The sequence below is a fragment of the Streptococcus pseudopneumoniae genome, assembly GCF_001074975.1.
GTDB classification, from domain to species: domain Bacteria; phylum Bacillota; class Bacilli; order Lactobacillales; family Streptococcaceae; genus Streptococcus; species Streptococcus pseudopneumoniae_D.
Genome location: NZ_JUUO01000088.1, coordinates 1 through 25,750 on the forward strand (window position 1 = coordinate 1; position 25,750 = coordinate 25,750).

Annotated in this window: 35 protein-coding genes and 1 pseudogene; all 36 read right to left on the reverse strand. The window is 40.9% G+C overall.

Going from position 1 to position 25,750, the window contains the following annotated elements; all coding sequences use genetic code 11:
• Positions 1-119: 119 nt before the first annotated feature.
• Positions 120-1,430, reverse strand: a complete 1,311-nt coding sequence (gene secY / locus ADI86_RS04200) for a preprotein translocase subunit SecY (RefSeq protein WP_049531925.1) — start codon at positions 1,428-1,430, stop codon at positions 120-122.
• A 12-nt stretch (positions 1,431-1,442) separates the two neighbouring features.
• Entirely contained in the window at positions 1,443-1,883 is a 441-nt protein-coding gene (rplO, locus tag ADI86_RS04205) for a 50S ribosomal protein L15 (protein WP_000766088.1), read from the reverse strand.
• Positions 1,884-2,026: 143 nt separating this feature from the next.
• The gene (gene rpmD / locus ADI86_RS04210; RefSeq protein WP_000057241.1) at positions 2,027-2,209 is read right to left on the reverse strand and encodes a 50S ribosomal protein L30; all 183 of its coding nucleotides are present in this window, start codon (positions 2,207-2,209) and stop codon (positions 2,027-2,029) included.
• Between the two features lie 13 nt (positions 2,210-2,222).
• Complete coding sequence (rpsE, locus tag ADI86_RS04215) at positions 2,223-2,717, reverse strand: 30S ribosomal protein S5 (protein WP_000874202.1); 495 nt, start codon at positions 2,715-2,717, stop codon at positions 2,223-2,225.
• 17 nt (positions 2,718-2,734) lie between these two features.
• Positions 2,735-3,091 carry a 50S ribosomal protein L18 gene (rplR, locus tag ADI86_RS04220; protein ID WP_000624044.1) on the reverse strand — a complete coding sequence of 119 codons (357 nt, stop codon included), beginning with the start codon at positions 3,089-3,091 and terminating at the stop codon, positions 2,735-2,737.
• Between the two features lie 83 nt (positions 3,092-3,174).
• Positions 3,175-3,711: a 50S ribosomal protein L6 gene (gene rplF / locus ADI86_RS04225; RefSeq protein WP_049531926.1), complete on the reverse strand. Its 537-nt coding sequence runs from the start codon at positions 3,709-3,711 to the stop codon at positions 3,175-3,177.
• Between the two features lie 191 nt (positions 3,712-3,902).
• Positions 3,903-4,301: a 30S ribosomal protein S8 gene (gene rpsH / locus ADI86_RS04230; RefSeq protein WP_000245504.1), complete on the reverse strand. Its 399-nt coding sequence runs from the start codon at positions 4,299-4,301 to the stop codon at positions 3,903-3,905.
• 284 nt (positions 4,302-4,585) lie between these two features.
• Positions 4,586-4,771 (reverse strand): type Z 30S ribosomal protein S14, encoded by a 186-nt coding sequence (locus ADI86_RS04235; protein ID WP_001085697.1) that lies wholly within the window; start codon positions 4,769-4,771, stop codon positions 4,586-4,588.
• A 17-nt stretch (positions 4,772-4,788) separates the two neighbouring features.
• Positions 4,789-5,331, reverse strand: coding sequence for a 50S ribosomal protein L5 (gene rplE / locus ADI86_RS04240; protein ID WP_000013542.1), 543 nt, complete (start codon positions 5,329-5,331; stop codon positions 4,789-4,791).
• A 23-nt stretch (positions 5,332-5,354) separates the two neighbouring features.
• A complete protein-coding gene (gene rplX, locus ADI86_RS04245) occupies positions 5,355-5,660 on the reverse strand; it encodes a 50S ribosomal protein L24 (protein WP_000497691.1) in 306 nt (101 codons plus the stop codon).
• Positions 5,661-5,738: 78 nt separating this feature from the next.
• Positions 5,739-6,107: a 50S ribosomal protein L14 gene (rplN, locus tag ADI86_RS04250; protein ID WP_000616545.1), complete on the reverse strand. Its 369-nt coding sequence runs from the start codon at positions 6,105-6,107 to the stop codon at positions 5,739-5,741.
• A 25-nt stretch (positions 6,108-6,132) separates the two neighbouring features.
• Positions 6,133-6,393 carry a 30S ribosomal protein S17 gene (rpsQ, locus tag ADI86_RS04255; protein WP_000440801.1) on the reverse strand — a complete coding sequence of 87 codons (261 nt, stop codon included), beginning with the start codon at positions 6,391-6,393 and terminating at the stop codon, positions 6,133-6,135.
• Positions 6,394-6,417: 24 nt separating this feature from the next.
• A complete protein-coding gene (rpmC, locus tag ADI86_RS04260) occupies positions 6,418-6,624 on the reverse strand; it encodes a 50S ribosomal protein L29 (protein WP_000772918.1) in 207 nt (68 codons plus the stop codon).
• 9 nt (positions 6,625-6,633) lie between these two features.
• Complete coding sequence (gene rplP / locus ADI86_RS04265) at positions 6,634-7,047, reverse strand: 50S ribosomal protein L16 (protein WP_000960946.1); 414 nt, start codon at positions 7,045-7,047, stop codon at positions 6,634-6,636.
• A 3-nt stretch (positions 7,048-7,050) separates the two neighbouring features.
• Positions 7,051-7,704 carry a 30S ribosomal protein S3 gene (gene rpsC, locus ADI86_RS04270; protein WP_000529936.1) on the reverse strand — a complete coding sequence of 218 codons (654 nt, stop codon included), beginning with the start codon at positions 7,702-7,704 and terminating at the stop codon, positions 7,051-7,053.
• Positions 7,705-7,716: 12 nt separating this feature from the next.
• Positions 7,717-8,061 carry a 50S ribosomal protein L22 gene (gene rplV, locus ADI86_RS04275; RefSeq protein WP_000818137.1) on the reverse strand — a complete coding sequence of 115 codons (345 nt, stop codon included), beginning with the start codon at positions 8,059-8,061 and terminating at the stop codon, positions 7,717-7,719.
• Positions 8,062-8,072: 11 nt separating this feature from the next.
• A complete protein-coding gene (gene rpsS / locus ADI86_RS04280) occupies positions 8,073-8,354 on the reverse strand; it encodes a 30S ribosomal protein S19 (RefSeq protein WP_000533766.1) in 282 nt (93 codons plus the stop codon).
• A 103-nt stretch (positions 8,355-8,457) separates the two neighbouring features.
• Complete coding sequence (rplB, locus tag ADI86_RS04285) at positions 8,458-9,291, reverse strand: 50S ribosomal protein L2 (protein ID WP_000512910.1); 834 nt, start codon at positions 9,289-9,291, stop codon at positions 8,458-8,460.
• Between the two features lie 17 nt (positions 9,292-9,308).
• A complete protein-coding gene (locus ADI86_RS04290; RefSeq protein ID WP_001055347.1) occupies positions 9,309-9,605 on the reverse strand; it encodes a 50S ribosomal protein L23 in 297 nt (98 codons plus the stop codon).
• Positions 9,605-10,228, reverse strand: a complete 624-nt coding sequence (gene rplD, locus ADI86_RS04295) for a 50S ribosomal protein L4 (RefSeq protein ID WP_000024537.1) — start codon at positions 10,226-10,228, stop codon at positions 9,605-9,607. The genes ADI86_RS04290 and rplD overlap by 1 nt, the downstream gene beginning before the upstream one ends.
• Before the next feature lie 24 nt (positions 10,229-10,252).
• Complete coding sequence (rplC, locus tag ADI86_RS04300) at positions 10,253-10,879, reverse strand: 50S ribosomal protein L3 (protein ID WP_000160197.1); 627 nt, start codon at positions 10,877-10,879, stop codon at positions 10,253-10,255.
• Positions 10,880-10,961: 82 nt separating this feature from the next.
• On the reverse strand, positions 10,962-11,270 hold the full coding sequence (gene rpsJ / locus ADI86_RS04305; RefSeq protein WP_001284513.1) for a 30S ribosomal protein S10: 309 nt from the start codon (positions 11,268-11,270) through the stop codon (positions 10,962-10,964).
• A 254-nt stretch (positions 11,271-11,524) separates the two neighbouring features.
• Positions 11,525-12,115, reverse strand: coding sequence for an anaerobic ribonucleoside-triphosphate reductase activating protein (gene nrdG / locus ADI86_RS04310; protein WP_001064217.1), 591 nt, complete (start codon positions 12,113-12,115; stop codon positions 11,525-11,527).
• A complete protein-coding gene (locus tag ADI86_RS04315; RefSeq protein WP_049531927.1) occupies positions 12,108-12,614 on the reverse strand; it encodes a GNAT family N-acetyltransferase in 507 nt (168 codons plus the stop codon). Before ADI86_RS04315 ends, nrdG begins: the two co-directional genes overlap by 8 nt.
• 43 nt (positions 12,615-12,657) lie before the next feature.
• A complete protein-coding gene (locus tag ADI86_RS12000) occupies positions 12,658-12,798 on the reverse strand; it encodes a hypothetical protein (RefSeq protein WP_000521621.1) in 141 nt (46 codons plus the stop codon).
• Between the two features lie 11 nt (positions 12,799-12,809).
• Positions 12,810-15,017 carry an anaerobic ribonucleoside-triphosphate reductase gene (gene nrdD / locus ADI86_RS04325; protein ID WP_049531928.1) on the reverse strand — a complete coding sequence of 736 codons (2,208 nt, stop codon included), beginning with the start codon at positions 15,015-15,017 and terminating at the stop codon, positions 12,810-12,812.
• Between the two features lie 119 nt (positions 15,018-15,136).
• Entirely contained in the window at positions 15,137-16,675 is a 1,539-nt protein-coding gene (locus tag ADI86_RS04330) for a hypothetical protein (RefSeq protein ID WP_049531929.1), read from the reverse strand.
• Positions 16,676-16,929: 254 nt separating this feature from the next.
• Complete coding sequence (gene cls / locus ADI86_RS04340; protein ID WP_049531931.1) at positions 16,930-18,462, reverse strand: cardiolipin synthase; 1,533 nt, start codon at positions 18,460-18,462, stop codon at positions 16,930-16,932.
• Between the two features lie 233 nt (positions 18,463-18,695).
• Positions 18,696-19,160: pseudogene (locus ADI86_RS04350) on the reverse strand (SP_0198 family lipoprotein).
• Between the two features lie 92 nt (positions 19,161-19,252).
• Complete coding sequence (locus ADI86_RS04355; protein WP_049531933.1) at positions 19,253-20,494, reverse strand: folylpolyglutamate synthase/dihydrofolate synthase family protein; 1,242 nt, start codon at positions 20,492-20,494, stop codon at positions 19,253-19,255.
• Between the two features lie 304 nt (positions 20,495-20,798).
• On the reverse strand, positions 20,799-21,104 hold the full coding sequence (locus ADI86_RS04360; RefSeq protein WP_000017620.1) for a DUF1292 domain-containing protein: 306 nt from the start codon (positions 21,102-21,104) through the stop codon (positions 20,799-20,801).
• A 15-nt stretch (positions 21,105-21,119) separates the two neighbouring features.
• Positions 21,120-21,539 (reverse strand): Holliday junction resolvase RuvX, encoded by a 420-nt coding sequence (gene ruvX, locus ADI86_RS04365; RefSeq protein WP_004239076.1) that lies wholly within the window; start codon positions 21,537-21,539, stop codon positions 21,120-21,122.
• Positions 21,540-21,542: 3 nt separating this feature from the next.
• On the reverse strand, positions 21,543-21,809 hold the full coding sequence (locus ADI86_RS04370; RefSeq protein ID WP_000507059.1) for an IreB family regulatory phosphoprotein: 267 nt from the start codon (positions 21,807-21,809) through the stop codon (positions 21,543-21,545).
• Positions 21,810-21,895: 86 nt separating this feature from the next.
• Positions 21,896-22,465, reverse strand: a complete 570-nt coding sequence (locus ADI86_RS04375; protein WP_049531934.1) for an SP0191 family lipoprotein — start codon at positions 22,463-22,465, stop codon at positions 21,896-21,898.
• Between the two features lie 65 nt (positions 22,466-22,530).
• The gene (gene spx / locus ADI86_RS04380; protein WP_000591165.1) at positions 22,531-22,929 is read right to left on the reverse strand and encodes a transcriptional regulator Spx; all 399 of its coding nucleotides are present in this window, start codon (positions 22,927-22,929) and stop codon (positions 22,531-22,533) included.
• A 135-nt stretch (positions 22,930-23,064) separates the two neighbouring features.
• The gene (gene mgtA / locus ADI86_RS04390) at positions 23,065-25,725 is read right to left on the reverse strand and encodes a magnesium-translocating P-type ATPase (RefSeq protein WP_049531935.1); all 2,661 of its coding nucleotides are present in this window, start codon (positions 25,723-25,725) and stop codon (positions 23,065-23,067) included.
• Positions 25,726-25,750: the final 25 nt, after the last annotated feature.

Sequence of the window (25,750 nt, forward strand, 5' to 3'; positions counted from 1 at the left end):
ATGAAAATCAAAGAGCAAACTAGGAAGCTAGCCGCAGGTTGCTCAAAACACTGTTTTGAGGTTGCAGATAGAGCTGACGTGGTTTGAATTTGATTTTCGAAGAGTATCAGTAAATACTTTTATTCTGTTCTATCCATGAAACCAACATACTTACGTTTCAATAGGTATCCTTCCAATTGTTTGATTCCTTCAATACCTGTAGAGATAATGATCAAGAGGCTTGTTCCTCCAAAAGCGACCGCTTCTGAAAGTCCGAAAACATCTTTTGCCACAATCGGTAAAATAGAAATCACACCAAGGAAGAGGGAACCAACAGTTGCAAGACGGCGAAGAAGTTTAGACATATATTCTTCTGTACCTTTACCAGGACGAACTCCGTGGATATAGGCACCGCTCTTTTGTAAGTTCTCTGCTGCTTTTTCAGGATTAATCTGTACAAACGTGTAGAAGAATGTAAAGAGAATAATCAACAAAGCATACATAGCAATACCAGTTGGTGAAGTTGTTGCCAGCATTTCTTGTGCTGTTCTTACCCAAGCCCAATCATGTCCTGTAGCGCTCAAAAACTGAAGAATAGCCGCCGGCGCTGCAGTAATCGAACTTGCAAAGATAACAGGGATAACTCCAGCAGGGTTTACCTTCAAAGGAAGGTAAGAGCTAGATGGAGCACCTTGTGCAACCTTAGTATATTGGATTGGAATTTTGTATTCTGCTTGTTGAACATAAGTTGTAAAATAAATGATCAACAATACAGTAATAATCAAAATGATTACGAAAATGATAGATGAAGTGATACGGCTACTTGGCACGTTCACAAAGTAGTCTACATAGATGCCCTGAATCATCTCTGGAATTGAGGCAACAATCCCGGCAAAGATAATCATGGAAACACCGTTTCCGTATCCCTTATCTGTAATTTGCTCTCCCAACCACGTGACAATCATACTACCAGCTGTTAAGATGATACCAATCGTCAGAAAAACTTGTGGAGTTAAAGCAGTTTTAATCAATTGAGCTCCAGCCAAGGTATTAAAACCAGCTGTAATCCCGATAGATTGCACAAAAGCGAGAACTAGAGCAATATAACGAGTAGCTTGATTCAATTTTCTTCGGCCTACTTCCCCTTGTTTACCCCACTCTACAAATTTGGGTAAAATATCCATTTGCAAGAGTTGGACAACGATAGAGGCCGTAATGTAGGGACTAACACCAAGAGCAAAAACTGAGAAGTTTTTCATGGCATTCCCTGACACCAAGCTCAACATGTTTAAGAAGGATAATCCACTTAAAGCATTCAAGCTATTGGCATTCACACCAGGAACTGTAATACTAGTTCCGATACGAAAGACCAAAACGATAAAAATTGTAAATAAAATTTTTGATCGAACCTGCTTGACTTTAAGAGCTTCTCTTAATAATTTAAAAAACATAGGTCACCTCTCTTAGATGACTTCTACTGAACCACCTTTAGCAGTGATAGCTTCTTCAGCTGATTTAGAGAATTTAGCTGCTTTCACAGTCAATTTCTTAGTCAACTCACCGTTACCAAGAACTTTAATACCTGATTTTTCAGCTTTAACAATTCCTGCTTCGATAAGAACAACTGGAGTAACTTCAGCACCATCTTCAAAGACGTTCAATTGGTCAAGGTTCACAATTGCGTATTCTTTAGCGTTGATGTTAGTGAATCCACGTTTTGGAAGACGACGGAACAATGGAGTTTGTCCACCTTCAAAACCAAGGCGAACTCCGCCACCGCTACGAGCTTTTTGACCTTTTTGACCACGACCAGATGTTTTACCGTTACCTGATGAAGTACCACGACCAACGCGGTTACGTACTTTACGAGAACCTTCTGCAGGTTTCAATTCATGAAGTTTCATTTTATTTTCTCCTCTTTTGTAAAATGCTAGCGCCGATAAGGGAGAAAAGGTTGTCTCCCCCATCAACTCGCCTATACGACGTCATCATAGATGACTATATCTAGTTTTAGGGGATGGTATAGTGCACATCCCCTAAAAATTCATTAGTTTACTTCTTCAACTGTTACCAAGTGAGATACTGCTGTGATCATACCACGGATAGCAGCGTTGTCTTCTTTAATAACAGAGCTGTTCAATTTGCCAAGTCCAAGTGCTACAACAGTTTTACGTTGTGATGGAATGCGTCCGATTGGAGACTTAGTCAAAGTAATTTTAATTTGAGCCATTTTATCCCCTTTCTTATGCCAAATCAGAAACTGAAATACCACGAAGGGCAGCAACTTCTTCAGCGCGTTTCAATTGTTTCAAACCTTCAACAGTTGCACGAACAATGTTGATTGGAGTGTTAGAACCAAGTGATTTAGATGTAATATCTGCCACACCTGCCAATTCCACAACGGCACGAACTGCACCACCAGCGGCAACTCCAGAACCTTCTACAGCAGGTTTCAACAATACTTTAGCTCCACCGAATTCTGAAAGAACTTCGTGTGGGATTGTTGTTCCAACCATAGGAACTTCGATTAAGTTTTTCTTAGCATCATCTACTGCTTTACGGATTGCTTCTGGAACTTCTTGAGCTTTACCAGTACCAAATCCTACGCGACCGTTGTGGTCACCAACAACAACAAGAGCTGCGAAACGAAGACGACGTCCACCTTTAACAACTTTTGTAACACGGTTGACAGCAACTACGCGTTCTTCTAATTCAACTGCATTGTCTTTAAATGCCATTTTCTAGTGTCCTCCTATTAGAATTTCAATCCGTTTTCACGAGCTGCATCAGCCAAAGCTTTCACACGTCCGTGATATAGATATCCACCGCGGTCGAACACCACTTCTGAAATACCTTTAGCGTTTGCACGTTCTGCAACGAGTTTACCGACAGCAACGGCTTGTTCAGTTTTAGTTCCTTTTGAAACTTCTTTGTCAAGAGTTGAAGCACTTGCGAGCGTTACACCCGCTACGTCATCAATCACTTGAGCGTAGATGCCTGTATTAGAACGGAATACGTTCAAACGTGGGCGATCAGCAGTTCCAGAGAGTTTTCCGCGAACGCGACGGTGGCGTTTTTGGCGGAGTTTGTTTTTATCTGGTTTTGAAATCACAGTTTTCACCTCTTTAGTTTTAAATCGTGTGCTATGCACAAAGTTGGAAAATAGGTTGGTGGTTGAGAATCAACCACTCAACATTATTTACCTGTTTTACCTTCTTTACGGCGAACGAATTCACCAACGTAACGGATACCTTTACCTTTATATGGTTCTGGTGAACGAAGGCTACGTACGTAAGCAGCTGTTTGACCAACTACTTCTTTTGAAATTCCGCTAACAACAATTGTTGTTGGGTTTGGAAGTTCAAAAGTAATTCCTTCTGGAGCTTCAACTTCGTCTGGATGAGATTTACCAACAGCCAAAACAAGTTTAGATCCTTGAAGTTGTGCACGGTAACCAACCCCGCGCATTTCAAGTTCTTTCTTGAATCCTTCTGATACACCAACAACCATGTTGTTCAAAAGGGCACGAGTAGTTCCGTGGATAGTTTTCATTTCTTTTGAATCGTTTGGACGGTGAAGACTTACTTCAGTACCTTCCACACGGATTTCAATATCTTTTGAGAACTCACGAGTAAGTTCTCCTTTAGGTCCTTTTACAGTTACAACGTTGTCATTGTTAGTGAGTTCAACACCAGCAGGCAACACGATAACTTTATTACCAATACGTGACATGTTTATTTTCTCCTGTTAGATTGTCAGGCCAGAACGGCCAGTTTTCACGGGGTTCAGATACTTATTTAGTTCAAGAGCTGAACTGAACACGCTCTAAGAACTGTGCAAAATAGATAAGTTGGCTTGTTTGTAAACAAACTTCTCCAACTTTCTAATTTTGCTTTGTTCTTTACGAGCTTTTTATCTTGATTTTACCAAACGTAAGCGATAACTTCTCCACCAACATTCTTTTGGCGTGCTTCTTTATCAGTAAGCAAACCTTCAGAAGTTGAAAGGATAGCAATTCCAAGTCCGTTAAGAACTTTTGGAAGGTCTTCACGTTTTTTGTAGACACGAAGTCCTGGTTTAGAAACACGTTTCAAGTTAGTGATAACTTTTTCACCGTTTGGTCCGTATTTAAGGAATACACGGATGATGCCTTGTTTGTCATCTTCGATGATTTCAACGTTTTTTACAAAACCTTCGCGTTTAAGGATTTCAGCAATCCCTTTTTTGATGTTTGATGCAGGTACTTCAAGTACTTCGTGTTTCGCTTGGTTAGCGTTACGAATACGAGTTAGGAAGTCTGCGATTGGGTCAGTCATAACCATTTTATTTTTCTCCTCTTACTAGTAGTTTGCAAGTTGCACTTGCTAGTTAATACATGATACAAAGAGCGTAAGAGCAAGAGCAAAAATAGGCAATTTGATGTAGGAGCGATGCTCCAAAGAAAATTGGTCTTTTTTGCCAAAGCTCTAGCTCGTGTTCAAATTGGCAAGTCCAACTGAACCCGGGCTAAACTCTGTGTGAAAAAGATAAACTATCCAAGAAACTTCAGTTTCTTCGTCAAATTTCCTATTTTCACTTAGAGTTTTGACGTCCTTGATATCTTAAATTACCAAGATGCTTTTGTTACACCAGGGATTTGTCCTTTGTAAGCTAATTCACGGAAGCAAACACGGCAAAGTTTAAATTTGCGGTAAACTGAATGTGGACGACCACATTTTTCACAACGAGTATAAGCTTGAGTAGAGAACTTCGCTGGACGTTTGTTCTTAGCAATCATTGATTTTTTAGCCATTAGATTTACCTCCTATATTATTTTGCAAAAGGCATTCCAAGGCCTGTAAGCAATGCACGTGACTCTTCGTCAGTGTTAGCAGTTGTTACGATAACGATGTCAAGACCACGAGTTTTGTCAACGTCATCGAAGTTGATTTCTGGGAAGATCAATTGTTCTTTCACACCAAGTGTGTAGTTTCCGCGTCCATCAAATGATTTTGTTGGAACACCGTGGAAGTCACGTACACGTGGAAGTGAAACTGAAACCAATTTATCCAAGAATTCGTACATACGTTCACCACGAAGGGTAACTTTTGCACCGATCGCAACACCTTCACGAAGACGGAAGCCGGCGATTGATTTTTTAGCTTTAGTGATAAGTGGTTTTTGACCTGAGATAAGTGCCAATTCTTCAGCAGCTTTTTCAAGGCTTTTAGCGTTTGATACAGCTTCACCAACACCCATGTTCAAAACGATCTTATCTACTTTAGGCACAGCCATCACTGATGAGTAGTTGAATTGTTCTGTCAAAGCAGGAACTACTTCATTAAGATATTTTTCTTTTAAACGATTTGCCATTATACTTCTCCTTTCCTTCGTGATTAATCAAGCACTTCGCCTGATTTTTTGTTGTAGCGAACTTTTTTACCGTCTACAAATTTGTAACCAACACGACCAGCTACACCATTTTTGTCCAAAACTTGAACGTTTGATACGTGGATAGCTGCTTCTTTCTCGATGATACCACCTTGAGGAAGCTCGTTAGTTGGACGTTGGTGTTTCTTAACGATGTTAACACCTTCAACGATAACTTTGTTTACTTTTGGAAGGGCAGTAAGGACAACAGCTTCTGTTCCCTTATCTTTACCAGCGATTACGCGAACTTTGTCGCCTTTTTTTACAAACATTAGGTTTCTCCTTGATTTTTCTTACGCCCATAAGGGCACCCTGGAGGTAAATCCAGGGGACTAGTTTGTTTCTAAAAATTAAAGTACTTCTGGAGCAAGTGACACGATCTTCATGAAGCCACCTTCACGTAATTCACGTGCAACTGGGCCAAAGATACGTGTTCCGCGAGGAGTTTTGTCTTCACGGATGATAACTGCTGCGTTTTCGTCAAATTTGATGTATGAACCATCAGCACGACGAGCACCTGATTTAGTACGAACGATAACTGCTTTAACAACGTCACCTTTTTTAACCGCACCACCAGGAGTAGCTTGTTTTACAGATGCCACGATAACATCACCGATGTTTGCAAATTTACGTCCTGAACCACCAAGAACTTTGATAGTCAAGATTTCGCGAGCACCGCTGTTGTCTGCGACTTTCAAACGAGTTTCTGTTTGAATCATTTCAGTTTTCTCCTTTCAGGTTTGATTAGATGATGACCGCTTCTTCAACAACTTCTACAAGACGGAAACGTTTTGTAGCTGAAAGCGGGCGAGTTTCCATGATACGTACGATATCGCCTTCTTTGGCAACATTGTTTTCATCATGAGCTTTGTATTTTTTAGAGTAGTTAATACGTTTACCATAGACTGGGTGGTTACGTTTTGTTTCAACTACAACTGTGATTGTCTTGTCCATTTTGTCAGATACAACACGTCCAACAAGAACTTTACGATTATTGCGTTCCATTGAAATTTCTCCTTCCCTAGTCTATTATTTCGCTTCAGATTGAACTGTTTTGATACGAGCGATTTGTTTTTTAACTTCTTTCAAGCGAGCTGTTTGTTCCAATTGACCAGTAGCAGCTTGGAAACGAAGTTCAAACAATTCTTTTTTCAATTCGTTTTCGCGCTTCGCGAGTTCTTCTTGAGAAAGACCACGAAGTTCTTTAACAAATTCTTTTACTTCATTAAGTTTCATGCCTTCTCCTTATTCTGCTTCACGTTTTACGAATTTACATTTAACTGGCAATTTGTGGCTAGCAAGACGAAGCGCTTCGCGAGCGATCTCTTCAGATACACCAGCGATTTCGAACATCACTTTACCACGTTTAACTGGTGCTACCCAACCTTCAGGTGCCCCTTTACCAGATCCCATACGCACACCGATAGCTTTAGCAGTGTATGATTTGTGTGGGAAGATTTTAATCCAAACTTTACCACCACGTTTCATGTAACGAGTCATGGCGATACGAGCAGCTTCGATTTGGCGGTTAGTGATCCAGTGGCTAGTTGTAGCTTGAAGACCGTATTCACCGAATGCTACTTCTTTTCCACCTTTTGCTTCACCGCGCATTTTTCCACGGAATTCACGACGGTGTTTAACACGTTTAGGTACTAACATTGGTTATTTACCTCCTTTAGTGTTTTTGCGAGCTGGAAGAACTTCACCACGGTAGATCCATACTTTAACACCAAGTTTACCGTATGTAGTATCTGCTTCTTCCCAAGCGTAATCGATATCTGCACGAAGTGTGTGAAGTGGAACAGTTCCTTCAGAGTATCCTTCAGCACGGGCGATATCTGCACCGTTCAAACGACCTGATACTTGAGTTTTGATTCCTTTAGCTCCAGCACGCATTGCACGTTGGATTGCTTGTTTTTGTGCACGACGGAAAGCAACACGTTGCTCCAATTGACGAGCAATACCTTCACCTACAAGGTGAGCATCCAAATCAGGTTGTTTGATTTCGATGATGTTGATGTGTACTTGTTTTCCAGTCAATTTGTTAAGTTTTGCACGGAGTGCATCAACGTTAGCACCACCTTTACCGATTACCATACCTGGTTTAGCAGTGTGAAGTGAAACGTTAACTTTGTTTACTGCGCGTTCGATTTCGATAGTTGAAACTGCTGCGTCAGCAAGTTCTTTTTGAACGAATTTACGGATTGCAAGATCTTCATGAAGGTAATCCGCGTATTCTTTTTCAGCATACCATTTGGCATCCCAATCACGGATGATGCCGACACGCATACCAATTGGATGTACTTTTTGACCCACGATTTTACCTCCTTATTTTTCTGCAACAGCTACAGTGATGTGAGCTGTACGTTTGTTGATTGGTGAAGCTGAACCTTTCGCACGTGGACGGAAACGTTTCATAGTTGGTCCTTCGTTTGCGAATGCTTCAGATACTACCAAGTTAGCTTTATCCAAACCAAAGTTGTTTTCAGCGTTAGCTACAGCTGAGTTCAAAACTTTCAAGATGATTTCAGCAGCTTTGTTTGGAGTGAATGTCAAGATTGCGATTGCATCGGCTACGCTTTTACCACGGATGTTATCAAGAACAAGACGTGATTTACGAGGTGAAACACGTACTGTACGAGCCATTGCTTTAGCTGAAGTAATTTCTGCCATTTATGTTCTCCTTATTTTCTACGTGTTTTCTTGTCGTCTGCAGCGTGACCTTTGTAAGTACGAGTTGGTGCAAATTCACCAAGTTTGTGACCTACCATGTCTTCTTGGATGTAAACAGGTACGTGTTTACGTCCGTCATAAACTGCGATAGTGTAACCAATGAAACTTGGGAAGATCGTTGAACGACGTGACCAAGTTTTAATAACTTTTTTCTTTTCGTCGTTAGCTTGAGCTTCAACTTTTTTCATCAAATGCTCATCGACGAAAGGTCCTTTTTTAAGACTGCGTCCCATTTTTATATTTTCTCCTTTAAATGTTGTACCACAGCGGCTTGCGCTCACATGGAGCGCTACCGAGCTGGCGGATTTACTAGTTACTTAAGCGACTAGTTTAATATTATTTCTCGTTGCGACGACGAACGATAAGTTTGTCAGATTTCGCTTTCTTGTTACGAGTTTTAAGACCAAGAGCAGGTTTGCCCCATGGAGTAGATGGTGCTTTACGACCAACTGGTGCTTTACCTTCACCACCACCGTGTGGGTGATCGTTAGGGTTCATTACAGAACCACGAACTGTTGGGCGGATACCTTTCCAACGGCTACGTCCTGCTTTACCAAGGTTTACAAGTCCATGTTGTTCGTTTCCGACAACACCAACTGTAGCACGGCAAGTTCCAAGAATCATACGAACTTCACCTGATTGAAGACGAACAAGAACGTATTTACCTTCTTGACCCAATACTTGAGCAGATGCACCAGCAGCACGTACCAATTCACCACCACGACCTGGTTTCAACTCGATGTTGTGGATCAAAGTACCAACCGGGATGTTAGCAAGTGGAAGAGCGTTTCCGACTTTGATATCTGCTTCTGGACCTGAAACGATACGTTGACCTACTTCAAGACCTTTTGGAGCGATGATGTATGCTTTCACACCGTCAGTGTAGTGTACAAGAGCGATGTTTGCAGAACGGTTTGGATCGTACTCGATTGTTTTAACAACTGCTTCAACGTTGTCTTTGTTGCGTTTGAAGTCAACCAAACGGTAGAAACGTTTGTGTCCACCACCTTGGTGACGAACTGTGATACGACCGTTGTTGTTACGACCAGCCTTGCTCTTCAATGCAACAAGCAATGATTTTTCAGGAGTGCTTGTTGTGATTTCAGCGAAATCCAAAGAAGTCATATTACGGCGACCGTTTGTTGTTGGTTTATAAACACGAATTCCCACGATATTTCCTCCTTAGATTATTCAGCTTCAGCAGCAAACAACTCGATTGCTTTTGAATCAGCTGTAAGTGTGATGATAGCTTTTTTAGTTTTGTTAGTAAAACCAGTGTAACGTCCAACACGTTTAGCTTTTGGTTTTACGTTGATTGTGTTAACGTTGGCAACTTTAACACCTTCGAAAGCAGCTTCAACAGCTTGCTTGATCAAAAGTTTGTGTGCACGAGTGTCAACTTCAAATACATATTTCCCTGCTTCAAGTTGAGCCATTGAGCTTTCAGTGATGACAGGTTTTTTGATAACATCATACAAATTCATTATGCAAGAACCTCCTCGATTTTAGAGATAGCTGCTTGTGTGACAAGAAGTTTGTCGCTATTTGCGATGTCAAGAACACTTGCAGTTGTAGCAGTTGCAACTTTCACGTTTGGAAGGTTACGAGCTGAAAGAGCTGCGAATTCATTTCCTTCTTCAAGGATAACAAGAACTTTAGAATCGATGCTCAATGCTGCAAGAACTTTTGCAAATTCAGCAGTTTTTGGAGCTGTAAATGAAAGAGCGTCTACAGCTACGAATTTGTTTTCAGCGACTTTTTCAGAGTAAACTGATTTAAGAGCTAGGCGACGAACTTTTTGTGGAAGTTTGTAGCCGTATGAACGTGGAGTTGGTCCGAAGACAACACCACCACCACGCCATTGTGGTGAGCGGATAGAACCTTGACGAGCACGTCCAGTTCCTTTTTGACGCCATGGTTTGCGTCCACCACCTGATACTGCAGAGCGGTTTTTAACAGCGTGTGTTCCTTGACGAAGGCTTGCGCGTTGGCTGATGATCACATCAAACACAACTGATTCATTTGGTTCAATACCAAATACTGCATCGTTAAGAACAACTTGGCCAGCTTCTTTACCAGTTTGGTCAAATAATGTTACGTTTGCCATTGTGACTGATTTCCCCTTTCTTTATTATTTACCAGCTTTAACTGCTGATTTGATAGTGATAAGAGATTTCTTAGCACCTGGTACGTTACCTTTGATAAGGATAACGTTCTTTTCTGGAACAACTTGTACAACTTCAAGGTTTTGAATTGTTACGCGGTCGCCACCCATACGTCCTGCAAGGTTTTTACCTTTGAATACGCGGTTAGGTGCAACAGGTCCCATAGAACCTGGACGACGATGGTAACGAGAACCGTGAGCCATTGGTCCACGTGATTGTCCGTGGCGTTTGATAACACCTTGGAAACCTTTACCTTTAGAAGTACCAGTTACGTCAACAACGTCTCCAGCTGCGAATGTTTCAACTGTGATTTCAGCACCAACTTCCAAGCCTTCAACGTTTTTGAATTCACGAATGAAGCGCTTAGGAGCCGTGTTAGCTTTCGCTACATGTCCTTTAGCAGGTTTGTTGCTCAATACTTCGCGTTTGTCATCGAAACCAACTTGGATAGCGTTGTATCCGTCTGTTTCAACAGTTTTAACTTGAAGAACAACGTTTGGAGTTGCTTCAATAACTGTTACAGGGATCAATTCGCCAGCTTCAGTGAAGATTTGAGTCATTCCCACTTTTTTCCCTAAGATTCCTTTTGTCATGAGAAAATAGTTCCTTTTCTATATTTTTTATTCAAAAAGTTTTTAACGAGCGTTTTTTATGCTCAAGGTATCAAGCTTTAAATTAAAGTTTGATTTCTACGTTTACACCACTTGGAAGATCCAATTTCATCAAGGCGTCAACTGTTTTTTGAGTTGGGTTAACGATATCGATCAAACGTTTGTGTGTACGCATTTCAAATTGTTCGCGAGAGTCTTTGTATTTGTGAGTCGCACGAATAATTGTGTAGAGGCTACGTTCAGTTGGAAGTGGGATTGGACCCGCAACTTGTGCACCTGTACGAGTAGCTGATTCTACGATTTTTGCAGCCGCTGTGTCAAGCGTACGGTGTTCGTAAGCTTTCAAACGGATACGGATTTTTTTGTTTGCCATCTTTTTTCTCCTTTTCGTCTATTTAAGATAATAGGCTAGCTCCACAAGAAAACCGACGCGGTGTTGCGTGGCAATGCAACCGAGCGTGTCGCAACCTCTTGCATCAAAGCTAAAGCTGTAATTTACAGCACCATAATAGAATAACACAAAGCCCCTGCGATTGCAAGGGATTTGTTGCTATTTTTTAAAATTTTTAACATGAAAATGTTTTCTTTTTTGACAGGTCATTTATTTAAGTATTTTATGGAAGAAAATTATTCTCTCTTCACCTGTTCATAGCTTTCTTTTCCATCATTGAGTTTGTCCCAAATCACCACTTGCCCACTTTTGAGGGATTTTTGTACATCAATAATTCGTTGGTTGGACGAACCTCGAAACTGGAGCATAAGATTTCTCTTAGTTCGATCATACCGTCCATCGACAAGAATGTCAATCAGTGATAAGAGTTCCAGTTTATCCGGAGTTTCCAGCATCATTTCTTCCCAAGTGTAGCCCGTCCAGGACCAGATATCTTTGTCTGGCAATTCCTTTCGGATGCGTTTAACGAGCGGCAAGAGAATACCCGTATTGAGAAAAGGTTCTCCTCCCAACAAAGTCAAGCCTTGAACATAAGGTTGAGCAAGATCTGCCATGATTTGTTCTTCTAATTCTGCTGTATAGGGAATGCCCGCATTAAAAGACCAAGTCGCAACATTATAACATCCCTCACAATGAAACATGCAACCTGATACATAGAGAGAGTTGCGCACTCCTTCTCCATCTACAAAGTTAAAGGCCTTGTAGTCAATGATACGCCCTTGACTAAGCTCCTCGCTTTTCCATTCTTGTGGTTTTGGATTATTCATTCGCTACCTCTATCCAATAACGCTCAACTCCATTACGAACATCTTCAAGAATCCCTCCATTTGCTAGAATGACTGCTCTGCTAGCAGGATTATTCACGCTACAGGTCACAAGAGCTTTCTTGATGTTCTTTTCCTTAGCAACTTGCAAGCCCTGACGGAGAGTTTCCTTAGCATAACCTTTGCCTCTTTCAGACGGTCGGATAGAATAGCCTATATTCCCTGCATAATTCAGCAGTCCCTCATTCAGTCTCAATCGCAAGTTTAAAAACCCTAAAGCACGACCTGATTCACCAAACAATACGAACTGTATCGATGGAACGCGATTTTCAGGCAAGTGAATTCCCATCTCTTTTTGCATATTTGTTTCCAACCAGTCTTCATACACAAAGTTCTCTGTATCCCAAAATCCTCCATCATGGGCTGATTGGCTCTTTTCAAACTCTGCCATCATCTCTAAAACTGTTTCTTTATCTGCTAATCTTGGTCTGCGTAATTCCATCCTTACCTCCCACTATGAGAAAAGCGAGAGCTGACTCTCACTTTTATTTTTTCTTATTCTTGTTTAAAAATTGTTCTCTGAGGCTGAGCAAACGTTCTTTTTTACCAGCTCCACCTTTAGAGTGTTTCTCGTGATAACGGGTCACTTGTGCTCGACCCTTATCATCTAATTGATATTTTCCCATTTCATTTCTTTCTAATTTGTTACTTGATGTCCAGCTATTTTAATCGTTGAGCCATTCATGTGTTTGACACGCGCTGCGATTTCCTTGTGACGTCCATTAACCATCGGACGCGCTTGAGGATTGCCTAAATAGCCACAAGTTCGTTTAACAACGTCTACTGTTTTAGGGTCGCTATTGCCACAGTTTGGACAAGCAAATCCTCTCTCAGTTGGTTCAAAATCCCCTTCAAAGTCACACTTGTAGCAACGGTCAATCGGAGTATTGGTGCCTAGATAGCCTACACGGTCATAAGCGTAATCCCAGACAGCTTCCAAGGCTTTAGGATTTTGCTGAAGGACTGGATACTCACAATAATGGATGAAACCACCTGACGCACCTGCTTCTGGATAAACTTTCTCAAAGTCTAATTTTTCAAACGGTGTTGGATTTTTACGAACATCGTAATGGAAAGAGTTGGTGTAGTATTCCTTGTCAGTAATATCTGGAATAGAGCCAAACTTGTCTGTATCTAGTCGGCAGAAACGATCTGTCAAACTTTCAGATGGTGTTGAGTAGATAGAGAAATGATAGCCATATTGGTCAGACCACTCTTCTACACGGCGTTTCATATCGCGAATGATGTCTAGCGTGAATTCCTTAGCATCTGGATTGCTTTCCCAGCTGTTACCAAAGAAAACAGTCGCTACTTCATACAAACCGATATAGCCCAGCGAAACTGTTGCCCGACGGTTCTTAAAGAGCTGGTCAACGCTTTCTTCTTTACCTAGACGATGGCCAAAAGCACCGTACTGATAAAGGATAGGAGCATTGGCTGGTGTCGCCTCTTTAGTGCGTTCGACACGGTAAACAAGAGCATCTTCAGCGATATTCATCCGCTCGTTGAAGATTTCCCAGAACTTATTCATGTCACCATCAGACTCGAGGGCGATGCGAGGAAGGTTAACCGTCACAACACCTAGATTCATCCGACCTGAATTGACTTCTACGCCATTCTCGTCTTTCCATCCTTGAAGGAAAGAACGACAACCCATAGGAACTTTGAAAGAACCTGTCAAATCAACAATCTTATCATAGGACAAGACGTCTGGATACATTCGCTTGGTTGCGCACTCTAGAGCCAATTGCTTGATATCGTAGTTGGGTGTCCCTTCCTCTAAGTTAAGGCCTCTTTTAAGCGTGAAAATAAGTTTAGGAAAGATAGCTGTACGGTGTTCTGAACCAAGCCCATTGATACGAATGTTTAAAATTGCCTTTTGAATTTCACGTTCAAAACGACTAGTTCCTAGACCAAAACCTAGCGAAGTAAAAGGTGTTTGGCCATTTGAAGTGAAGAGAGTATTGATTTCATACTCGAGAGATTGCATGGCATCATAGATGTCCTTTTGAGTTTTCTTCCAAGCGTAATCTTCCCGTTTGTCAGGTAAGACCCACTCTTCCGCTTCCTTAAGGTGTTTTTGATAATTCTTCTCTGCATAAGGCGCCAAGACTTCATCGATACGGTCAGCTGAACATCCCCCGTACTGGCTAGAAGCAACGTTGGCGATGATTTGGGAAATCTGAGCTGTCGCAGTCTGGATAGACTTGGGACTTTCTACCTCTGCATTTCCAATCTTAAAACCATTTTCCAACATCCCCTTGAAATCAATCAAACAGCAGTTGGTCATAGGTGTATAGGGACTGTAGTCCAAATCGTGATAGTGGATATCCCCTTTTTGGTGGGCATTGGCTACGTGCTTAGGAAGCATTTGCAGTCCGATTGATTTTCCAACGATGCCCGCTGTCAAATCACGCTGGGTATTAAAGACATCGCTGTCTTTATTAGCGTTTTCATTGACAACTGCTTGATCTTTGTTGAGAAGCTTATGGATACTAAAGTTGATATCCGTCGCTTTTGAGCGCTCAAAATCCCTTTGTGTCCGATAAGTAATATACTCCTCAGCCAGCGCATATTCTTTGGCTTCAAGCAATTCATGTTCTACGATATTTTGAATTTCGTAAATCTTAACCCCCTGTGGAAAGCGACTATGAATTTCTGTGACAATTCGCTCGGTCAGAGCATTGAGGCGCTTTTCAACCAAGGGTGTCACATCCATAACCTTGTCAGCCGCCTTGTGGAGAGCCTTGTCAATCTTGTCCACATCAAATACAACACGTCTCCCATCTCGTTTCTCGACGAAGAGAGTTGGCAAAATTGTAATTTTTTCTTCTAGTGCAATCATATGCATACTCTTTTCTAAATTGTTCTTTCTAAAAAGTATTATACCACTCTAAAAAGAAAAATCAATATCTTGTGTTAAAAATCCTAAAATTTTTAAAAATACACAAGATATTGATTTAGTTATTTGATTTTATAGACTTTGAATTCTGAGTAATCTGTCTTTACTGGTTGGTAATTTTCTTTCAAAATTGTTTCCACTTCAGACCAGACTGCTACCTTATCATTCACCACAATCACCTTGGGTTGTTTTTCTTTCAAGTCATTGAGTAGCTTATTCCGATTTTCCTCAGTTGCTGTATAGTGCAACGGGGACAAAATAGCCGATGGCGACAAGCGATCACTCTTACGATAAAGAGTTGCAGTACCATCCCATGCATAGATAGCATCTTCCGTATTCGTCTCCTCTTTTACCAAATCAGCAAGACGATTACGTTCTTGATAAGGTACCGGATAAAGGACAAACTTCATCAAAAAAGGAACAGACAAAAGATAGACAAGCCCTAAAACTGGCAGATATAGATTTCCTTTGAAGAAACGACTCCATAGGCTAACTGGCGTTTCTCTTCGTCTTCTTCTAACACTACGCCCCCTCTGTTGACTCTTAATATTGGTTACCAATAAAAGTAGGAAAACAGGGAAGACGACCATCAAATAAGAAGCGTGCACAGGCTCTTGTGAAAAGAAAAGTAAAATCAAACCTAAAATTGTCACAAGACTTGCAGGAACCGAAATGACGTATAGTTTAGAGGGTTTGGATTGAAAGAGACCTAAAAAGATACAAACCACAAATCCCAAACCAAGGGACAACAAGCCATAAAAAGCCATATTCTCTAAAATTTTAGAAGTGAAATCAAAGCGAATACTGTCAATAGGATAACGAATACCACTAATCGCATCCCCAAAACTTCCTGTTGCAACACTATAGTAGGCAGTTGGATAAAAGACAAGTGAAAAACCTAAAGCCACTGCAAGAAACTGATAAAATCCATGTGCAAAACGTCTATGCCCAAGGTTAAAGACCAACAAGCCTAAACTCACTACAGCAATAAACAGGAGCGATGACAAGGGAGCAAAGAAAAATCCGCCTGCCAAAGCCAGCCCAATCCGTACAAATCCCTTGTCATGGCTTGGATTGCTTAGGTAAGCCGCAACTAAACTAAAGGCCGCGAATAAAAAGGGAAGCGCTAAAAGAGTCGCATAACCTCCACCAAACGCAAGACCTGTAACTAGCATGTAAAAAATAGTCACCACTTGTCCAGCTTGGTCTCCTTGCTCTGTCAAGGTATCCGCCGATTTAAAGAGGAAAAATCCGCCTGCTACCAAGGCTAACCACTCAAAGATGGCAAAGAAAAATCCGCCCTGAGTCACGTAAGTCAGCAAATAATAAAGCAAACCTTGACTTCCATAATAGTCGCTGTAAATTTTCCCGGTCTGATGAAGCGCCCAACCTGTATAAAAATCCTGCACTTCTTGTGCACTCATTAAATCAAGTAATAGCGGTACTCCTAGAGTTATTCCTGTTACAAGCATACTCCATAGTAAAATTTTTACCAAAGGAAGACGACTTGATTCACGATGATGCGATTCTTGTTCGATTTGGTATTCTAGAGGTTCACGATTCTCCTGATGAACTTCTTCTACTCTACCATACACACTCATATCGTTTCTCCTATTCAATTTATCTGTCTTAGTATATCAAAAAGTCCTAGGATTGTCAGCTTGCGATGGCTGTTTGAGTGATTTTTTGCATAGTTTCACAAAGGTTTCAATTTCCCGAAATCGGTGTAAATGCGTCTGTTTAAATGTCGTGATATAGTTTAATTCTTTCTGAGTCAGCATCTTCCCTCCTACATCTTCTTATTCGTAAAAGACAAGAAAAAGAGGACTGGTTTGTGTCCTCAGTCCTCGATTTCTTATAAGATAGGGGCGAATAACTGGGCAATTTCCTTAATCAATTTCTGATACCAGCTATTTTTTATCGTATGAGGGAAAATTTCTTGCGATGCTGAAAAAATCTCTTGAAAATCTTTTTGAATCTCAGTGATTGATTCTGTTTTATATAGCAAGACTGCATTTTCATAGTGGTGAAGCAAACTTCTATAATCTAAGTTAATGGTCCCAACTGCAGCAAAGTCCTTATCCACTAGGATTTGTTTACTGTGGATAAAGCCTGGACTATACTCAAAAATCCTTACTCCCGCCGACAACAAATCCGAATAGGCCCCTCTTGTTATGAGCTGGATTAATTTCTTATCTGGAATGAAAGGGGTCACGATGCGGACATCAACACCCCTCATGGCTGCATTTTTAATACTCTCCGTTAAGTCATAGTCAATAATCAAATAGGGGGTTGTGATATAGACTGAATCGGTAGCCTGATTAATCAAACTTTGATAGACTTTTTTCCCTACCTGGGTACGGAAGATGGGCTTGGGTCCACTACCGTAAGGAATGCAGAGCCCTTGGCCAGAACAAGGCTGATTTTCCAAGTGATACTGGTCAAAATCGCTGATTTTCCCACGATTGATGTACCAAGTCATCAAAAAGAGACGGGTTAGAGCCTTGACACCAGGGCCATCTATGCGAATCCCACTGTCCTTCCAATATCCAAAGCGTTCTACATGATTGATGTACTCATCGGCTAAGTTAATACCTCCTGTATAAGCTACCTGACCATCTATGACAAGGATTTTCCGATGATCCCGATTGTTGTAAGCCACCGTCAAACGAGGGATCACCTTGTTAAACTTATGGGCTTCAATCCCTCGACTACGAAGCTGAATAGTATAATCTCCAGGCAAAGTCGCCATACAGCCGATATCATCATAGAGCATCTTGATCTCTACACCTTGAGCTGCCTTTTGCTCTAGTATGTCTAGTATGCTATTCCACATTAGACCTTCTTCGACAATATAATACTCTAGAAAGATAAACTTTTCAGCTTTCTTGAGGTCTTCCAACATATATTGCCACATACTTTCACCCGAAGAAAAGAATTGTGAGTCTGTTCGATTATAGACGTCGGCATTGCTATCCATACTTAACAAAGATTTGATAACTCCGTAAGCCGCCTTATCATCTTCCTTCAATTTCTGGCGGAGAGCTTTACTGTTATCCTCCCGAAAATGCATGGAACCAAGTTTGTCCAACTGCTTGATTTCTTTTTTGGACAATCGCCTTTCACCAAACATCAGATAAAGCAAAGGACCAATGACAGGAACAAAAGTCACCACTAACCACATTACTTTGCTTTCAGGCGCCATGGAGCGATTGACAATTGCGACAATAGTCGCCATACTCATAAAGATCAAGACAATTACCCATAGAATAGGAGCCATGCGCCCTAAATAAAGAAAGAGACCAAAAACAAGAGAAAGTTCAAGTAGCATAATCGAAAGACTAAAGCCATACTTGGACATCAATAATTGAAATTTCCTATATTTCATATCCCCTCCTTGATATTTTGATACTCAATGAAAATCAAAGAGAAAACTAGGAAGCTAGCCGCAAGCTGCTCAAAACAATGTTTTGAGGTTGCAGATGGAAGCTGATGTAGTTTGAAGAAATTTTCGAAGAGTATGATACTAGTATAACTCAGGTATTCGGTAGAAGGCAAGTATTTATAATCATTTTTCTGAGTAATCATAAAAAAGACCGAAAAATCCAGTCTCCTTCTAATCTATTTTGATAAAACGATGCGATCAGACGCTTCTCTATCCATATCGTCAATAATCATCTGATTGCCATTGATTGTATAAATCTTAGCATCATCACCAATAATCATACGTTGATTAGCGGCGTCGAAGCTAACCTGTTTGATTTCTTGATCTCCGTCAGTTTCTACCTGTGTCCATGTACCAGTTGTTCCAGTTACCACTAAAGTGATACGGTCCCCTTCGTCCTGACCGGTATAAGTTCCATCAATATTAGTTGGTTGAGCCTCAGGCGCATTTTGTGAAGAACTTGTTGCTGGCTGGTTTGTGTTTTCTGTAGACGATGAAGCAGCAGATTGTGATTGCTGAGTTTGTTGTGTTTGCGGTTAAGCTGATGGTTGTTGAACGTGTTGAGGTCTTTGTGAACAAGCTACTAAGAGACTAAGACTTGCTAGAGAAGCAAGAGAAAGTGTGAATCTTTTTAATTTCATGATGAATTTCCTTTCTGCTACCAATTTAGAGAATTTTCTTCTAACTGGTAGTTCCCCTAGTATAACAAGCTCAAAAAAGGTGGTCAATTTATCTACTCATGCCCCAGTAGGTAGCCCCGTACTTCTGAGATAAAATAGAGAGAGCCTGTAACGAACAGCAAATCCTGCGCGTCAGTTCTTTCTTCAAAACTACTAATAAATTCTCGGTAGGAAGGAACTATATCGTAACCTGTTACATCTGTCTCATCTAAAGAACCTTGATAGTCAAAGCCAGTCACCTTGAGTTCCACCTGAGGCAAATTTTCAGTCAGATAAGCCAACATTCCCTGATAATCCTTCCGTTTCAAGGCTCCAAAGAGGATTTGAGGTCGATATCCTTCCTGCACTTTTTCTTTGATAAATTCAACCAAGCGAGTCAAGGCAGGGAGGTTATGAGCACCGTCCAAGTAAATCTGAGGACGAATACGCTCCAAACGCCCAGCCCAATGGGTCTTCTCCAAAGTCTGTCTTACAACCTGCTCATCAACAGCTTCCTTTCCTTCTCTCATAAAGAGAAGAAACGTTTGTAGCGCCAAGGCCGCATTTTCCTGCTGATAAGTTCCTTCTAAACCTATTTTCAACTGTGAAAGGTTACCCAAAGAGCTTGAAAAATCCCCATTCAGCATTGAAAAATCCTGACCTGCCTGGTAAAGGTCAACAGCTAAAGAGGCTGCTTTTTTCTGACAGACAAGTCTAGCTTCTGAAGGCAACTTAGCAATCACTGCCTTTTTACCAGCCTTGAAAATACCAGCTTTCTGCTCTGCAATTGCTGCTATACTGTCACCCAGAGTCTCCTGATGGTCAAGTCCGATGGAGGTGATGACAGCAAGCTCTCCAGTTACCACATTAGTCGTGTCAAGTAAGCCGCCAATTCCCACTTCTAGTAAAACCAAATCCACCTCTTGCTCTCTAAAATAAAGAAAAGCAATCAAGGTCAGCAATTCAAAAAAGGACAACTGGTCATGGGTTTGCAGAAGCGTTTTTTCCATCTCCTTGACCTGCTCAGCTAAACGGATGAAGTCTGTGTCTGCTATAGGTTGCCCACTAATGCAGATTCGGTCATTGATGGAAATGATATGAGGGGAGGTAAAGGTCGCAACTTTTTTGCCATGCCCCATAAATAACTCCCTCATAAAAGCAATGGTAGATCCTTTCCCATTAGTCCCTGTTACGTGGATAATAGGGTAAGACTGCTCAGGATTTCCTAACAAATCCACCGCTTGTTGCATTCGGCCTAAACCTGATCGAAAATTCAAACCAATCCTACTATGGAGCCATTCTTCTACTTCAAACATACACATCTCCTTGATAAAAGTCTAATCAATTACCTAGCAAAATTCCGTAGATAACAAAACGAGGCCAGGATTTTCGTCCCGACCTCTCACCTGGTTAGCTAATAACTAGCTACTATAAATGTTAACGTGGGCTAAAAACATCCACTGGATGTTCCAACTCTTCTAATTTCTAGGAGTTAGGGTGATACAGTCTCCCAGACTTACTTACGGTCTTTATTTTTAGCGTCAGGCTAAAAACGTCCCCCGGACTTACCAGTGCTCTCTTATTTAAAGGAACTGGGGTAAAAATGTTCACTGAACATTTTTACTCCTCCATAAAGCTGTTGAAGACTTCTTCAATCATGTTCCATTCGTCTTCTGAGTCTTCTGGGATTGGTTGCAATTCGCCTTCTGTTCCATCTTCGTTTTCGATGAATGAGTAAGCTTGGATTTCAACTTGTCCGTCTTCGTCTTCTTCTGCGTTAACTGGTACTAGAAGAACATAGTTTTTACCAAATTCTTCTTTTCCGTCAATCGTCAAAAGGATTTCAAACAAGGTTTCATTTCCTTGCTCATCTACTAGTGTGATTAGTTCACGTTCTTCGTGGTCGTGGTTATGATCGTGTGACATAGCCTCTCCTTTATATTAAAATTTTCTATCTAAATAATTTTGTAAAATCAGCTGAGCTGCTAACTTATCAATGACTTTCTTTCGCTTATTGCGACTGATATCTGCTTGTTCAATCAACATGCGCTCAGCAGCCACTGTTGTCAAGCGTTCATCTTGATAGTCTACTGGTAAACCAAAAAGCTCTTCTAGCTTTGCTCCGTATGCTTGACTAGCTTCCACGCGCGGTCCGCTTGTATTGTTCATGTTTTTAGGCAAGCCCACTACAAATCGTTCCACCTTGTAAGTATCAACCAACTCCTTAACGCGGTCAAAACCAAATTGGCCTTGCTCCTCATTGATTTGGATGATTTCAAGCCCTTGAGCTGTAAAACCGAGCGGATCGCTAATAGCCACCCCTACCGTTTTTGAACCGACGTCCAATCCCATAATTCTCATAGGTTATAGATCGACTCCTTGTCCTTTTAGGTAGTAGCGAACCAATTCCTCAACGATTTCATCACGCTCATATTTACGGATTTGATTTCGTGCATTATTATAACGAGGAACGTAGGCAGGGTCTCCACTCAATACGTAGCCTACGATTTGGTTAATTGGGTTGTAGCCCTTATCGTTCAACGAAGCATAGACATCAGTCAAAGTTTCGCTAATTTCTTTTTTATTGGAATCGTCCAATTTAAAACGTACTGTTTCTTCAGTAAATCCCATTCTAACACCCTCTTTCCTTAGAATAGTACTATTATAGCATAATTCCTTACGTTCTACAATTCAGGCAGTCTATTTATTTGGATTTTCTACTGTTCTGTCGCACCATTTGCTAATCTGTCTGAAATATATTTGCTTGGTTCATTCTTCAAGAGAGTTTCTAAACCAATGTTCTTCAAATATTCTAACTGAGAAGCCTTCTTGACATCCAGAACTTGAAAATCAAAACTAGTCGTTGTTTGAAGTTCTGTTGCACTCAATAGTTTTGTTTCAAGCTTAAAGCCTGCCAATTTACGAGCTTCTATGATGGACTCATCCTTCTCCTCCGCCTCAAGGAGAGCTTTTTGAGTTTCTTCCACACCATGTTGGTCAATATAGGTCTTCAACTCATCTGAGACTGGACGTTTTTGTTGAATGGTTAGGTTCAAAAAAGTCTTGTCTTTATAAGTAATGGTTTGGGTTTGCTGGCTACCATCATCTGACTTGGGCAAGATCAAAGTCTTGGTTACAACTGTATTCTTCTCAGCATTTTCAATAACTGGCAATGCCGACTGAAGCGTATCCTTTTCTGTTTTTGTAGCTGGTCCAGTTTCTTTTTTCTGTCCGCAACCAACCAGGACAAAAAGGAAAGCTAGACTAACAAGAACTATTTTTTTCATTTCTTTCTTCTTTCTTTTTGAAATTAAAATAGAATAAGACTGGGAGTTGCTCCCAGCCTTGATGTTTATAGAGCTGCACGCAAACGTGCTTCTGCATTTTCTACATTACGGACAGAGCGTGGTAGGAAGGCACGAATATCATCTTCCTTATAGCCAACTTGCAGGCGTTTTTCATCTACAAGAATTGGGCTCTTTAAAATTCTCGGTGTTTCCATAATCAGATTGAGGACTTCGTTGACACTCAAATCTTCAATATCCACTCCAAGGGCTTTGGCATAGCGATTTTTAGATGAAACAATGCTGGCTATTCCGTTATCTGTTTTTGTCAGAATATCCAGTAATTCTTCTCGCGTAATTCCTTCTTTACCAAGGTTTTGTTCTTTATAACTTAACTGGTGGGCATTGAGCCAGGTTTTTGCTTTTTTACAGCTAGTACAACTTGAGACTGTATAAATTTTAATCATGTACCTACCCCTTTCGCTACATGTTACTATCAGTTTAGTCTATTATACCATAAAAAACATCCGACTTGCGACCTATTTTTAAATTTTTTTGACTTTTTTCGTCATTTTCGTACTTTTTTCTTGACAAAATGAAATTTACAGCCATTCTTTATATTTCTTGATATAGATTTTTTTCACAATTGTCACGCTAATCATATACAAAATAATGATGAAAAGCAAAAAGATGAAATAAATCGGTTTTAAAGGAGTTAAATGAAGTAGGATTGCGAGTGGACTGTAGGGAAGGAAGGTCACAAAGGCTGCAGCCAATAAGGTTGTCACAAGGACTAGCCAAGCTGGACGACTTTGTAAAAAGGGAATTTTGGCTGAACGCAGCATATGGATAACCATGGTCTGTGACCACATGGACTCGATAAACCAACCTGTCTGAAACAAGACAATAAATCCTACGGCAGACTCCGCTCCATGGACATAGGCTTGACCTGTCGTCATGGGTACAATGATAAAATAAAGCAAACTGAAGGTCAAAATATCAAAGGCAGAAGAGATAGGCCCCATCCAAACCATGAAACGTGTGATGGACTTAGCTTCCCAGGTATGCGGATTTCTCAAAAAATCTTTATCCACCTTGTCAAAAGGCAAGGCAATACAAGACAAATCATAGACTAGATTTAGGATAATCAAATGGACTGGTGCCATTGGTAAAAATGGCAAAAAGATTCCAGAGACCAATAGGGATAAGATATTTCCAAAATTAGAACTCACTGTCATTTTGATATATTTAGTCATATTAGCATAGACCTTACGCCCTTCAACAAGTCCTTTTTCAAGCACCATGAGATCCTTATCAAGTAGGATAACATCAGCCATTTCTTTGGCAATATCTACTGCTGTATCAACAGAAATCCCCACATCTGCAACTTTCATAGAAGGAGCATCATTGATTCCATCTCCCATATAGCCTACAGCATGACCATTAGCCTTAAATTGCAAAATAATCCTCGCTTTTTGGTCAGGTGAAAGTTTGGCAAAGACGGTTACCTCCTCTACGGCTTGGGCCAATTCTTGATCACTCATCTGGTCAATTTCAGACCCCAACAGCATCTGATTAATATCCAAACCAACCTTTTCACAGACTGCTTGGGTAACTTTTTCGTTGTCTCCCGTCAAAATCTTTGTTTGAACCCCATGTTCTAACAGAGCCTTAATTGCTGGTGCTGCAGATGGTTTAGGAGGATCTAGGAAGGCTAAATAACCAGTTAGAATCATATCCCCTTCATCATCAACTGTATAGGCATGACCTTCCCTCAAACCTGACTTATAGGCCACTCCTAAGACACGCAAACCTTGTTGATTTAGTTGTCTGACTTCTGTTAAAATTTCTTCTCTAATACCATCTGTCAAAGGAGTAATCACTCCTTGGTATTCCGCATAACTGGAAATCGTCAACATTTCCTCTAGGGCACCCTTGGTTACCAAACTAACAACTTTGTGTTCATCCTTAACGATAACACTCATCCGTCTACGTTCAAAATCAAAGGGAAGCTCATCTATTTTTTGAAAAGTTTGAGCCAAATTTTGCAAGAGGGTGTGTTCTTTGGCTTCCTTTTCAGTCCGTTTGATGATGGCTCTGTCCATCAAATTTTTCAAGCCCGTTTGAAAATAAGAATTGAGATAAGCTCGTCTCAAGACGGTCAAATCCAAGCGTCCGTGGATGTCCAAGGGATATTCAAGGACAATTTCGTCTTGGGTTAGAGTTCCTGTCTTATCTGTACACAAAATATCAATCGCCCCTAAGTCCTGTATGGCATTGAGTTTCTTGATAACCACTTTTTCCTTGGCCATAATGATGGAGCCCTTTGCTAGACTGGCCGTGATAATCATAGGAAGCATCTCAGGTGTCAATCCAACACCAACACTCAAAGCAAATACGCCAGCTTCTAACCAATCTCCATCTGTTAAACCATTGGACAAGAAAACGATGGGCACCATGACCAGCATCAAACGAATCAAGAGCCACGAAATACTATTCATCTCCCGCTCAAACGAAGTAGGTTCATCATAGGTGTTCAAAGTCTGCTCAATGGCCCCCATCATGGTATCATCACCAACTGCTAAAACCACGGCCTTGGCACTACCAGATAAGACATTGGTTCCCATAAAGGCGAGCGCTTCTGCTTCTAGCAGACTATCAGATTGTTGAACTGTTGCCTTGGTCAAGGCCAATTTTTCAACCGATTCACTTTCACCTGTCAAGCCAGACTGTTGTACAAAGAAATCACGCGACTCAAATAAAAGAAGATCTGCTGGAATCATGTCTCCAGCGCTTAATTTAACCACGTCACCCACTACCAAATCATCGATAGGTACTTCTTGAATTTCTCCTTGACGAATGACAGTCGCTGTGTTGACAATCATTTTTGATAGATTGGTCGCAGCCTTATCACTACGGAGTTCTTGGACAAAGCGTATGCCACCAGAAATGAGGACTAGGACAACGATGATAATGGAAGTTGTCGGATCTTCTTGACCTGGTTTTGCCAACCAGACATTGGTCACCAAGGAAATCACGGCGATGACCAGTAAGATAATCGTAAAAGGATTGATAATGGATTCGTAAATCTTTTTGAGGATACTGTCTTCTTGACCCTTTGTGATGGTATTTTCACCATATAGGTCACGATTTTTCTCCACCTGCTCCTCAGTCAAGCCTGTTAGACTTGTCTTATAAAAAGATAGAGTTTCGTTTAAAGCTGTATGAATAGCTGTTGCTAATCTTTCTTTTGTAGTTTTCATTGGTTTCTCCTATCTGTATGAATGA